This is a genomic window from Spiroplasma ixodetis (assembly GCF_059729505.1).
This window is the reverse complement of the sequence record NZ_AP038353.1, coordinates 953948-967859: the sequence shown is the minus strand read 5'-3', so window position 1 is coordinate 967859 and position 13912 is coordinate 953948. Positions and strand designations below refer to the sequence as shown.

Below are 13912 nucleotides of genomic sequence, written 5' to 3'. Positions count from 1 at the left end.
TATGAATTTAGAACAATATTTAGATGAAATTATTAAATTTTTACAAAGTGAAGTAAAAAAAGCAAATGCCAAAGGTTTAATTGTTGGTTTAAGTGGTGGTGTTGACTCAGCAGTAGTAGCATTATTGATTAAAAAAGTTTTTCCTAATGATCATTTAGCATTAATTATGCCTTGTTTTTCACCAGATATTGATTTACAATATGCAAATAATTTAGTTAATATTCATAAATTAAATGCCAAAGTAGTTAATTTAAATAATGTTTTTTTAAGTTTTAAAAAAACATTAGAAACTGAAATTAATATAGAAAAATCAAAATTAATTTTAGGAAATTTAAAAGCTAGATTAAGAATGAATACTCTTTATGCATATGCACAAAATCATAATTATTTAGTTGTAGGAACAGATAATAGTGACGAATGACACATTGGTTATTTTACTAAATATGGTGATGGTGGTGTTGATTTATTACCAATTATTCATTTGTTAAAAAAAGATGTTTTTGTTGCAGCAAAGATATTAAAAGTTAATGAAGAGATCATTATTCGTAAGCCAACTGCTGGTTTATGAGGTGGACAAACCGATGAAATGGAAATGCAATTTAAGTATGAACAATTAGATCAATATTTACTAGGAAATAAATCATTAATACCATCATCAGTAATTAATAAAATTGAATTTATGCATCAGAATAGTGCACACAAAAGAATACCTGTACCGCAAGCTCCAAAATGAACAAGAAAAAAATAAAGGAATGAGAATATGGCTGGACATTCACAATATGCAAATATTAAACATCGTAAAGATGCCCAAGATAACAAACGTGGTAAAATTTTTCAAAAATTATCAAGAGAAATTTATGTTGCTGTTAAATTAAGTGGTGCAAATGTTGAAAATAATTCACGATTAAAATTAATGTTAGAAAAAGCACGACGTATAAATATGCCAAAAGATAATATTAATCGTGCTATTAATAAAGCTAGTAATAAAAACGAAACAACTAATTATGAAGCAGTCACTTATGAAGGATATGGACCAATTAATATTGCCATAATTATTCATTGTTTAACTGACAATAAAAATCGAACTGCAAATAATATTCGAAGTTATTTTAATAAATTGGGTGGTCATTTAGCTGCTACTAATTCTGTTCAATATTTATTTCAAACAACGGGGGTAATTCAATTTTCAAGTTTATTATCAGTTGAAGAAATATTGGAGTTAATAATTGATTTTGAAATTTTTAATATTGAAAAAAATGAAGATATTATTGATATTGAAGTTAATCCTAAACAGTTAAATGCTGTAACTAATTTATTAGAAAAAAATAATATTAATGATTTTATTAGTAATGAAATTGTTAATATTCCCCATGAATTGATTACCATTACTGATCAACAACAAATTAAATTAATTGATATATTGTTAGAAACAATTGAAAATGATGATGATGTGCTTTCAATTGAACATAATTTTAAAAAATAAAAAGGTTTATTTTTCTTTTTCATCTAATTAATAGTAAGAATAGAAAAGGAGGAATAAGTCATGGATGAATATTTTTAGGTATTATTAAAGAATTTTATTTTCATAAAATTCTTTTTGAATGTAATGATCATGGATATTTTACTGAAGGTGTTAATTTACAAACATTACCATTAAATATTAAAGTGAAAATTTATGTTTATTTTCATCAAAAACCAACTTATGAACAATTTTTTGGGTTTGTATCAAAACCAATAAAAACCTTTTTTATTCATTTACTTAATATTAGTAATATTGGACCAAAAACTGCTTTAAGATTATTAAATCAACTATCACTTGATAGTATTAAGTTGGCTATAAGTAAACAAGATTATAAGATATTGCAACAGTGTAAAGGTATAACTCATAAAATAGTTAATAATATTATTAACTATTTTAGTAATCATATTAAAGTAGTAAGTAATTTAACAACTAGTCAAAATGAAAAATCAGATTTAGTATTTGATACATTATTAAAATTGGGTTTTAGTTCAATAGTAATTAATAATTTTTTATTAAGAAATATTAATTAAGATTTGGAAGTTGAAGAAATTATTGCATTAGCTATTAAGGAAATAAAATATGGGTATTAGTAGTTTTAATAATTTTATTGGACAAAATAATGTTATTGAACGTATTCTAATTTTAATCAAAGGTATTAAAATTCAAAATATTGCTTTAAGTCATATTTTATTGATTGGTCCTCCTGGTATTGAAAAAACAACTATTGCACGATTAATAGCAGAAGAATTGCAAGCAAATTTTCATATTTTGGAAGGAACAAGCATTAATAAAAATAGCGATATTATTAGTATTTTAGCAAATATCAAACAATCTGATATATTTTTTATTGATGAAATTCATGTTGTTAATTATGAAATACTAGAAGTATTATATTCTGCATTAGAAGGTAATTTTATTAATATTATGATTGGTAAAGATTATAATAATAAAATTGTTAAAATTAATTTACCCTCTTTTACATTTATTGGTGCTACTAATAAAGTAGGAATCTTAACTAAAGCGTTGATAAGTCGTATTCCTAATATTTTACAATTATCTGATTATAATTATCAGGATATTAAAAGTATTATTTAACAAGTTTCTTTAAGTTTAAATTGAAAATTAGAAAATAATATAATAAATATTATTGCTAATCATTGTCGTAATATTCCACGACTCATTATTAACATCATTAAACAATTGTATAATTATTGCGTTGTTATGAATGTAGATTTAAATGAAACTAATATTTTGCAAATTTTATTTTTTTTTGCAATTTTATCCTTTAGGTTTAAATAGTTTACAATTGGCATATTTAGCATTGTTTAATAATGTAAATTTAGATAAAAGTTTGAGTATTGAAACTATTTGTCAACTTTTGAATGAAGAAAGAAAAAATCTTAAAATTCATTATGAACCTTGACTTATTCATTATGGTTTAATTACTAAGACAACTAAGGGTCGTAAAATAACAATTATCGGTAAAGAGTATATTAATAATAATATAATTTCCTAGATAGGCTTTTATCTCCATTTATGTGATAAAATTTAAAAATAGTACATAAAGGGATAAAAGCCTAATTTTATTTAGAAAATAATTATTTTTGATATTACTGTAAAACAATTGTTATTTATAACGAATGTTGGTATTCTTATATAGTGCTTAAATAATATACAATCTATGTTTATACAAATAAATTGATTTAGGAGTGAAGAAATATGAACACTTCTTCTAAGACAATAAAAACTAAAAATCTTGGATTTTTTTTAAGAATTTTTAGTTTAATAATTATTGTTTCTACAATAATAATTTCAGTAGTGTTTAGTGCTAAATATGTTGAAAATAATAGTAAATTAAGTATTGAGTTTGCTGGTGGTTATCAAACACAAGTTGAATATGATGGTAAAGGTAAACAAAAAGATGTTATTAATTTATTAAAAGACAGAGTTGACGCTTTAGGTACTAGTAACGTTGACATTGAAAGCATTACTAGCAGTAATAATAATAAGTATAATTTAGCGTTGAGTAAAGATGCGGGAGTTGATATTTCTACTTTTGTTCATAGTGTATCACGACGTGGTTATTCTTATATTGTTGATAAAGATGGTAATGACTTATTAGCAACCGAAAAAAAAGATGACAAAGATACTACTTGAACAAAAAGAGATAAAAGATTATTAACTAGTGATGTGTTTTCTGCTATTAAAGTTGTTAATAATTATGTTAATCATCGACCAGAACTTGTTTTTGATGTTAAAAATGATTCAGTTTTAAAAGAACTTACTTCTGCCAAAGAAAATACATTTTATATTTATTCAGATATTGGTCAGTTATTAGATTATATTCGAAGTAGTATGGAGGGTATTCGCTCCCTTGCTTTTATAATTGATAATCTTAAAAATGATACTGATGGTAAGATTAAAGCATCATTAACATCATTATTAGATAATAATACACCAGGTCTTGGTAAAGGTACTGATATTTTAGCTAGAGCTAAAGCACAAGACCCTACTTTAGCACGACTATTAAATCCTAATCAAAATGGTCAATTTGGTATTAATTGAATTTATTCTGATAATTTAGGTTCAGTTCATAGTCTTTCTGTTGATACTAATGATGAAAAAAATACATATGATCCTGCTAATCGTTTTGATCCTTCTGCTTCTCCTATTGTTGGTTCACCTATGAATGCATGATTACCTTATATTAAAGATTTACTACGTTTACCAGATGTTTCAGATATTTTACATGAAGATGTTATTGATTATCGTTATATTCCATATTGAGTTGGTGAAGTTAAAGTAACTAGCAATAGTATTTCAATTAATTCAGATACTTTTAATCTCGAAACAGTTGAACAAATGAAAAGTGTTTTAACATCAGGATTTTCAAAAAATATTTTTACTATGTTATCTTATGCTAATGTTAGTCCAACGCTAGGTGCAACATCTTTAAAAATTGCAGTTGTTATTATTATATTAGTTACCTTTGCTCTTATGACTATTGTTCTGTTTTATTATCGTATGTTGGGAATTATTGTTCTAATTATAATATCATTATTTTTATTATTTACTATTGTTAGTTTTGTTTTCATTAATGGTATAATTGCTCCTGAAAGCGTAATTGCTTTAATTATTGGTTTTGCATTATTATTAGATACGATTATTAGTTTGTTGGAACGTTTTAAAAATGAATATATGCAAGGTAAAACTTTGATTAGTGCTTTTAAATCAGCAAATAAGAAAACATTATCCTCTTCATTAGATTGTAGCGCTATTATTTTAATTGTTAATTTAACTATTTTCTGATTTGGAACTCGTGTTATCAAAGGTTTTATTATTATGACTTCTATTGCTACTTTTGGTGTAATTATTTTTGGAATTATCTTATTAAGATTAATGTTATGAACATTATTACGAAATAACTGGTTAGAAAATAAACCTCAACTTTTAGGAACTAATAATATTAGTAGAAAAAGCACTATAGTTTTAAATAATTCAATAGATACAAATAATATTAAAACTGATGATAAAAAAATAAAAAAACAATTAATTTCAGAAAAATGTCAGCTTCAAATTAATTATAAAAATAAAGTTAAAGCATTAATTAAAAAATTTAAAGTTGATAAGCAGAAATTAAAAAAAGAACATAGTAAATCAAGATCAGTTTATAAGTCAAAAGTGAAAGATTTAAAATTAAATCTTTCACAAGAAATTAATAAATTGAAACAAGAGTTAATTAATGCATTAAAACCGTTAAAAATTAAAGAAGGAGAAAAAAATATGTTAAAAGCAGGAAGTATATTAATATTTATTATTTTTATTTTAGAATCAATATTTATAATTCCTTTATTATGAACAATACCCGGTTTTATTTTATACAAAAAAGTAAGTAAAGGTGAAGCGACTACTGATCAAAAAATTGCTTTAGCAATATTAGGAATTATCTTTGGTGCTGCATTAGGTATTATTGGTGGTATTTTTATATTAGTTGATTTAAAAAATGTTTTTTCAAAACTTAAAATAAATAACTGAAATTATTTTCATAAATTAACAAAATCAATTCTTTCGGGCTCTGCTGTTATTGTTCTTGCTTCAGGTATTACTTATGGTGTAATTGGTTCTAATTTTGGTTATGGTTTTGATCAACGAACTGATTTTGTTGGAATGGGTACAATTACTCAAGATCCAAGTGATTCTAGTTACAATATTATTAAAGAAGCAGAATTAGCAAAAGATTTTATTAATAAAGAAATTCAAAATAATAGTCAATTTATTAAATATTTTAAAAATATTAATTTTTCCTTAATTGCTGGTGGTGAAGGAAAACAATATCAGTTTAAGATTATTGTTCAAACAACAGTAAATTCTCAAAGTATGCAGCAAAGGTTTAAGAATTTTTTAGGAGAGATTACTAGAAATTGAAAACAAGAATCTATTTTACAATGAGGAGAAATTGATCTAGTTGTTGCTAAGTCAGGTGTAGATTTATTAGTTAATATGATTATTTCAATTGCTTTATCTTTTATTGTTATTTTAATTTATATTATTATTAGATTTCAATTGACTTATGTTATTCCTTTAATTTTAGCTATTATTTTTAGTTTACTAATGACACTTGCTATTATTAGTATTTTCCAAATTGTAATTTCTACTTCAATTGTTGGAATATTATTGGGAGTAATGATTTTAACAATAATTAGTATTATGTCAATTTTCGATAATATTCGTGAAATTAAGATTAATAATAATCAAACACAAGTTATTAGCACAGAAGAAATAATTAAAATTTCAAATAAAAGTGTTCAAAAGGCTTTACCAAGAACATTATTTATTAATGGTGTAGTTTTAATAACATCAGTAATTGTTATGTTTATTATTCCTAGTTTCTGAATAGTTAGTTTATCATTATTAATAGGTTGTATAGTAAGTTTAGTATCATCTTACTTTATTGCTCCTTTTATTTGAACTTATTTTGAGAAATGAAGAGTTTATAGATATAAAAAACGTATTAATAAAATTAAAAAACATTTCATTGGTGCAGATGAATATGTTATTAAAGGTATTAATGAATAGATGGTTGCAATGACAAAAGAATCATTAAAAAAAATTATTATTAATATTCCTGATTTTCCAATTAAAGGTATCCAATTTAAAGATATTAACCCAATATTAAGTAATCCAGAAGCATTTCAAAGTGTTATTAATATTTTTGTAGATTTTATTAAAAAATGTGAAGCAACAGCAATTTTAGCACCTGAAGCAAGAGGATTTATTTTTGGTGCTGCTATAGCATATAAGTTGGGTATTAAATTAGTTCTTGCACGTAAAAAAGGTAAATTACCAGGTAAAACCTATAAAGTAACTTATGATTTAGAGTACGGTACTGCTATATTAGAAATGCAGCAAAATTTACTTTCGACAAAAGATAAAGTAGTAATAATTGATGATTTGATCGCAACTTCAGGAACAATTAATGCTTGTCTTAATTTAATAAAGCAAAGTAACGCTCAATCAGTTGGCATTGCTACTTTAATTTCGCTTTCTGAATTTGCTAATAAACATCATTTTGATAATATTCCGCTGTTAGAAATAATTAAGTTTTAATAAGTAGTAAATAATGAATAATTTAACTTGTAAAGATTTTAATCAATTATTAGCGGAAGCAAAAACATTTATCAAAGATCCTAAGCAAATTACAAAAATTAAAGTAGCTTATGAATATGCATTATTAAAACATAAAGATCAATATCGAAAGAATGGCGATCCTTATGTTTATCATGTTTTATCAACAGCATATAATTTAGTATTATGACATTTAGATGTCTCTTCAATACAAGCAGGATTTTTACATGATATTTTAGAAGATACACCAACAACTTTTGATGAGTTAGTAGCAGAATTTGGTTTGGAAGTTGCTAATTTAGTTTTAGCTGTAACTAAAGTTAGCCATTTTGCAAAAGAAAAAAGAAATGAAATTAAAGCTAATTATTTACGTAAATTATATTTAAGTTTAGCTCATGATATTCGTGTCATTATTATTAAAATGGCAGATCGTTTACATAATATTAGAACTATTAATTTTTTAAATCCTGAAAAACAAATAATTATTGCTAAAGAAACTTTAGAAGTTTATGCTTCTATTGCTCATCGTCTAGGTATGCGTAAATTACAATCAGAACTAGAAGATCGTTCTTTTGCAGTATTACATCCTAAAGAGTATAAAAAAATTGATAACCTTATTAATTTAGATCGTGAAAAACGTGAAAAATTAGTTAATGAAATTATTAAAGAATTAAGTAAAACATTATCACAACATAAAAATTTAATTTTTAAAATTTATGGTCGTAGTAAACACTTATATTCTATTTATCGTAAAATGTATTATTTTGGAAAAGATTTTGATGATATACATGATATTTTAGCAATTAGAGTTGTTACTAATTCTATTGATAGTTGTTATGCCATTTTAGGTTATATTCATCAAAGTTTTACTCCTGTTCCGGGTAGATTTAAAGATTATATTGCAACACCAAAAAATAATATGTATCAATCATTACATACATCTGTTGTTTTTTATAATGAAATTTATGAATTACAAATTAGAACTGAAGAAATGGAAGATTTTGCTGAAGTAGGTGCAGCTTCGCATTGAAGATATAAAGAAGGGGAAAATAAAAATCCTAAGAAACGTCAAGCAGAAATTGATGAAAAATTAAATATTTTTCAAGAAATATTAAATTTAAATGACTTAAATCCAAATGTTGATGAAAACATATTAGCAGATAATATTGCCAAAGATAATAATTTAGAAAAAGAAATTCGACAAGATATTTTTAGTGATTTAATTTATGTATTAACTCCAAATGGTAATGTTATAACATTACCATTTGGTTCAACTATTTTAGATTTTGCTTTTAAAGTTCATACTGAAATTGGTGAAACAACAGTGGGTGCAAGAATAAATGGTATTTATTCTCCTATTAATACTGTTTTAAAATCAGGGGATATTGTTGAAATTAAAACCGCAAAAACCGCACGTCCTTCTCGTGATTGATTAAATATTGTTAAGACAAATTTTGCTCAACATAAAATAAAAAAATATTTAAATAATCAGCAAGAAAAATTTAATCAAGAAAATAAAATTAAAGATACAGAAAACAAAGAGAAAATAAAAAAAACAAAGAAAAAAATAGAAGAATATATTATTGAAAATCACATTCGTTGAAAAATTGCAAAACGTAATGTTATTATGTCAAGAATTAGATCATTAAAATATAAAACGTATGAAGATTTTTGCTTAGATGTTGCTAATGGAACTTATACAATTGAACAGGCGGTTACTACTATTTTATATAGTGATTCAGCAACATTTCAAGAATTAAAAACTAAACAACAAACAACAATGAATTTAAGTAGTAATAATGAAATTATTATTGAAAATGCCCCCAATACTAAAACATCATTGGCTCATTGTTGCTTACCTATTCCTGATGAACCAATTGCGGGTTATATTACTAAAGGGCAAGGTATTAAAGTTCATCGTTTAATTTGTCCTAATGTTAGTTTGCCAGAGCGGAAAGAACATATTATTGATACTAAGTGAAATTTATTAGCAACCAGTCATCATCTTTATAATTCAAAAATTCAAATTCAATATTTAGATCGACCAGCATTGATGACTGATGTTTTAAATATTTTGGGCTATTTAAAGGCACAAATTCAAAGTATGGATGCTAATAATAAACTTAAGGAAAATCATGGAAGTTTAAAAATTTTAATTAAAGTTTCTAATATTGAACGTTTACATCAAATTATTTCATCAATTAAAAAAATTCCTGATATTATTGCAATAAACAGAATAATTATGTAATATTTTAGTATAATATTTTCAGCATTTAAAAGTAAATTTAAGGTAAACATTAAGAGACGTTGTGGTTGGTGAAAACACTGGTTAACTAATTTTATGACATTAAATATCTTGTATTATTAATTAATTAAATATGATAAATTATAATTAAGTGCATTTATTTTGTAAATGAATTAGGATGGTACCGCGTTAAGAAACGTTCCTAAAATAAAGGAACGTTTCTTTAGAAGATTTATTTTTTATTAAAAGGAGTAAAAAAAAGTATGCAATTTCAAAAACCAAGAGGAACACGTGATATTTATAATGAAGAGGTTATTATATATCGTAATATTATTAAATCTTTAACACAGTGTGCAATTAAATATAATTATCAAGAATTTATTACTCCTATTTTTGAAAATGCTCAACTATTTTTACGAGCTGTGGGAGATACAACTGATATTATTCAGAAAGAAATTTATCAATTTAATGATAAAAATGATAGATTATTAGCTCTTCGTCCTGAAGGAACAGCAGGTATTGTTCGTGCTATAATTGAAAATAAATTATATAAATCTAAGCAAACGTTAAAGTATTTTTATTATGGTTCGATGTTTCGATATGAAAGACCTCAAAAAGGGCGTCAACGTCAATTTAATCAATTTGGTATCGAAACTGTTGGTGTTAAACATCCTTTAGTTGATGTTGAAGTAATGATGATGGCCTTAGAAATGATAAAAAGTTTTTCAATACCAAATTTAACTTTAAATATTAATTATTTTGGATCTAATGAAACAAAAAATAAATATCAAATAGCACTTAAAGAACAATTATTAAATCAAAGTAAGCAATTGTGTGAAAATTGTCAAATTAGAGTTAATGTATCACCACTAAGAGTTCTTGATTGTAAAATTTGTACTAAATTAAATTTAGAAATACCATATTTAAATGATTTTTTAACTAATGAAGAAAAAACATATTTTACAACTATTATTAATAGTTTAAAAAATAATAAAGTTAATTTTATTATTGATGAGCATTTAGTTCGTGGTTTAGATTATTATAATGGTATTATTTTTGAAATAACTACTATTGATTTACGAATTGGTGAAAGTCAAAATACTTTACTTGGTGGTGGTAGATATGATAATTTATTTAATGAATTGGGCTCACCATTAAAAATTACTGCTATTGGTTTTGCAATTGGTATTGAAAGATTAATTTTATTATTGGTAGAAAATAAAAATATTAATAAACCACCAATTATTGATTTACAAATTATTGCTTTAAGCGAATTAGGATTAATAATGTCTTCCGATTTATTATTACAATTACGTAAAGAAAATTATCATATTGATATGGAATATAATTTATATCAAGATAAAAATAAGTCACAGATTATTGATCGTAGTTTAGCCAAAAATATACTATTTTTAAAAGAAAAAAATCAGGTTAGTTTTTATTCTTTTGTTAAAAAAGAAATGATAAAATTAATTTTTGATAATGAACAGCAATTGCTTAGTAAGATTAAAAATTTATTATTAGAGGAGAATGAAGAATATGGAAAAACTCTTTAGAACTCATACATGTGGTAATTTAACGCAGGGTGATATTACAAAAGAAATTATTATTAGTGGTTGAGTTAAAGATATTCGTATTAATAAATTTGGTATTTTTATTGATTTACGTGATATGTACGGAACAACACAAGTCATTGTTAAACCAGATAACGGATATTATCAAGAAATAAAAAATGTTAAAGTTGAATCTGTTTTAAAAGTAATTGGAACAGTTGTCTTACGAAAAAATAAAGATGCAAAAACTGCTAATGATATGATTGAAGTAGTAGCAAAAGATATTAAAATATTAAGCAATTCTATTAATTTACCATTTGTTATTAAAAATGATAATACGCTTGCTAGTGAAGAATTACGTTTACAATATCGCTATTTAGATTTAAGAAGACCAGCAATGAATTATAATATTAAATTTAAACACCAAGTTCTTAGTTGCTTACGAACATTTTTGAATCAAAATAATTTTTTAGAAATTGATACTCCTTGCTTAACAAAATCAACACCAGAAGGTGCTCGTGATTTTTTAGTTCCTGCTCGTATTCAAAAAAAACATTTTTATGCTTTACCACAATCACCACAAATTTATAAGCAATTATTAATGATATCAGGTATTGACAAATATTATCAAATCGCTAAATGTTTTCGTGATGAAGATTTTCGTGCTGATAGACAACCCGAATTTCAACAATTAGACTTAGAAATGGCATTTTCTACTAGTAAAGAAATTAAATTAATAGTAGAAAATATGCTAATAAGTCTTTTTAATACTTTAAAAGTTGGTAATATCCCTTCAACATTTTCATCAATTACCTATGATCAAGCAATGGATTTATATGGTAGTGATAAACCCGATTTACGTTGTACATGTAAGTTAATAAATATTAATATTAACAATAATAGTGATGGATTTATTTATAAGGGTTTTATAGTTAATGATAAAATGAATGAAACAACTATAAAAAAATTAACAGAAATTAGCAATCAGTATGGAGGAAAAACATTAATAATTTATGACTTAATTAAGAAAAAAAATATTCATAATAATTCTAAAGTAAAGTTTGATGATTTAGTTTTATCAGAAGAAATATTAAAAATAAAATATAATAATATTTTTTTAATTTTCGTATATGAACAACAAGATATTGCTAATAAAGTTATGGGTGCTATTAGAAGTTTTTATATTAATGATTTGTCAAAACGAATTAATCATAAAGATTTTATGAATAATATTGAAAACTTTGAATTTATTTGAATTATTGATTGACCAATGTTTGAACAGGAAGAAAATAAATGACAAGCTTGTCATCATCCTTTTACAAGTCCAAAAAATTCTGAAAAATTATTAGATATAAAAAATAAAGATTTAGGAACTTTAACTGCAGATGCTTATGATTTGGTTTTAAATGGTTTTGAAATTGCTGGTGGGAGCATTAGAATTCATGATTATAAATTACAGAAAAAGATTTTTGAATTATTAGATTTAAGTAAAACAGAAATTGAAAATAAATTTGGTTTTTTCTTATCAGCTTTTAATTACGGAGTTCCTCCACATGGTGGTATTGCTTTTGGCATTGATCGGTTATTAATGATTTTAATTAAGAATGAATCAATTCGTGATACTATTGCTTTTCCTAAAAATAATCGTGGTATTTGTTTATTAACAAATAGTCCTAGTGAAATTTCATATGATCAGTTATCAATATTAAATTTGGAATTTAAGAAGTAAAATTTTAATTTTAAAGTGATTAGAAGTTTAATAAAATTAGAAAATATAAATATTAAAAATCTCTAATGAAAAATAATTTAATTATTTTTCATTAGAGATTAATTATGTAATTTAATTGAAATCAATTTTTCAATAATGTTAAATTAATAATTATTAATTTCAATTATATTTTTTTGATATTTGTTAATATTCAAGTTCAATAAATGGTTCACTATCTTTGGTTTTTAGATGTCATATAGCTGGTAAATTTTTTTGAACTAAAGTAAAGACATTATTTGTTGCTAAACATTTATAAAGTGAACCATCATTAGTTTTAGTTTTTCCATCTCCGTTTCATGTAGTAACATATAAAAAATTTGTATTTTTATTAAAAACTAATGATAGTACTCCCTCTTTTATTCCAGACATTGGTTTAAAGTTTGTTTCTCCTGCTAAACATTTGTAAACTTCACCATTACTAGGAGATTGATATGAACCGGTTCAAACTACTGCATAAATATTATCATCATTGTCAAAAGTTAAAGAAGAAACAGATTTATTTATACCATCCATTTTTTTAAAAGTATTTTGATTTTTTTGATATTTATAAACGTTACCTTTAAAACTACTTTCTCTAGTACCTATATAAACATTTTCATTTATTGTTCATATTTCACCATATATTCCTAATATTGGTTTAAAGTTTGTTTCTCCTGCTAAACATTTTATAAAAAGCACTATGTCAAGAACTATTTCTAGTTCCAAGATAAAGATTACCTTTTGTATCAGTTGCTAAAGAACATATTTCACCAGGTATTATTAAATTTATTTTTGGAATTATAATTTTTTTATTATTATTTTTTATTTCTGCTTGTTGTTGAGTTTCTGTTAAGTGTGTTTCTAATTCTGTAATTTTATTTGCAAGATTTGTAATTATTTTTCTTTTATCTAATGCATCTCTTTCTGATTTTGCATAGAGATCACTTATTTCTTTTAAATCATCAAGAGTTTCTTGTAGTTTTTTATTTAATTTTTCAATTTTGGTTTTATATTTATTATTAGTTAGACTTTCTTTTTCTAATATTTTCTTTTTATTATTTATCATTTTTTAATAAGTACCTCTTTCTTTAAATTAATATAAATATTAATTTTTAATGGCTTTTATCTCCATTTATGTGATAAAATTTAAAAATAGTACATAAAGGGATAAAAGCCAAGTTTAATTTTTGTAAAATTAAACTATGATAATACAACTGATA

12 protein-coding genes are annotated in these 13912 nt (G+C 23.8%); 10 read left to right on the top strand and 2 right to left on the bottom strand.

Features of this window, described 5'->3' with window-relative positions; translation table 4 throughout:
- Window position 1 precedes the first annotated feature (1 nt).
- The 10 genes from nadE (at window position 2) to aspS (ending at window position 12674) form a co-directional block, all read left to right on the top strand.
- A complete protein-coding gene (gene nadE, locus AC6I4F_RS06275; protein ID WP_497873212.1) occupies window positions 2–748 on the top strand; it encodes an NAD(+) synthase in 747 nt (248 codons plus the stop codon).
- A gap of 12 nt (window positions 749–760) precedes the next feature.
- Window positions 761–1483 (top strand): YebC/PmpR family DNA-binding transcriptional regulator, encoded by a 723-nt coding sequence (locus AC6I4F_RS06270; RefSeq protein ID WP_497873211.1) that lies wholly within the window; start codon window positions 761–763, stop codon window positions 1481–1483.
- 182 nt (window positions 1484–1665) lie between these two features.
- Entirely contained in the window at window positions 1666–2052 is a 387-nt protein-coding gene (locus tag AC6I4F_RS06265; protein WP_497873210.1) for a helix-hairpin-helix domain-containing protein, read from the top strand.
- Window positions 2053–2101: 49 nt separating this feature from the next.
- On the top strand, window positions 2102–2617 hold the full coding sequence (locus AC6I4F_RS06260) for an AAA family ATPase (protein WP_497873209.1): 516 nt from the start codon (window positions 2102–2104) through the stop codon (window positions 2615–2617).
- 175 nt (window positions 2618–2792) lie between these two features.
- Window positions 2793–3038: a Holliday junction DNA helicase RuvB C-terminal domain-containing protein gene (locus AC6I4F_RS06255; RefSeq protein WP_497873208.1), complete on the top strand. Its 246-nt coding sequence runs from the start codon at window positions 2793–2795 to the stop codon at window positions 3036–3038.
- Window positions 3039–3241: 203 nt separating this feature from the next.
- Window positions 3242–6598, top strand: coding sequence for a protein translocase subunit SecDF (gene secDF, locus AC6I4F_RS06250; RefSeq protein WP_497873207.1), 3357 nt, complete (start codon window positions 3242–3244; stop codon window positions 6596–6598).
- A 9-nt stretch (window positions 6599–6607) separates the two neighbouring features.
- Complete coding sequence (locus tag AC6I4F_RS06245) at window positions 6608–7129, top strand: adenine phosphoribosyltransferase (protein WP_497873206.1); 522 nt, start codon at window positions 6608–6610, stop codon at window positions 7127–7129.
- Between the two features lie 13 nt (window positions 7130–7142).
- Window positions 7143–9395 carry a RelA/SpoT family protein gene (locus tag AC6I4F_RS06240; protein WP_497873205.1) on the top strand — a complete coding sequence of 751 codons (2253 nt, stop codon included), beginning with the start codon at window positions 7143–7145 and terminating at the stop codon, window positions 9393–9395.
- Window positions 9396–9655: 260 nt separating this feature from the next.
- Window positions 9656–10948, top strand: a complete 1293-nt coding sequence (gene hisS, locus AC6I4F_RS06235; RefSeq protein ID WP_497873204.1) for a histidine--tRNA ligase — start codon at window positions 9656–9658, stop codon at window positions 10946–10948.
- Window positions 10932–12674 carry an aspartate--tRNA ligase gene (gene aspS / locus AC6I4F_RS06230; RefSeq protein ID WP_497873203.1) on the top strand — a complete coding sequence of 581 codons (1743 nt, stop codon included), beginning with the start codon at window positions 10932–10934 and terminating at the stop codon, window positions 12672–12674. The genes hisS and aspS overlap by 17 nt, the downstream gene beginning before the upstream one ends.
- Before the next feature lie 183 nt (window positions 12675–12857).
- On the opposite strand, the gene AC6I4F_RS06225 is transcribed toward aspS, so the two are convergent.
- Window positions 12858–13391: a hypothetical protein gene (locus AC6I4F_RS06225; RefSeq protein ID WP_497873202.1), complete on the bottom strand. Its 534-nt coding sequence runs from the start codon at window positions 13389–13391 to the stop codon at window positions 12858–12860.
- On the bottom strand, window positions 13351–13758 hold the full coding sequence (locus AC6I4F_RS06220; protein ID WP_497873201.1) for a hypothetical protein: 408 nt from the start codon (window positions 13756–13758) through the stop codon (window positions 13351–13353). Before AC6I4F_RS06220 ends, AC6I4F_RS06225 begins: the two co-directional genes overlap by 41 nt.
- Window positions 13759–13912 lie beyond the last annotated feature (154 nt).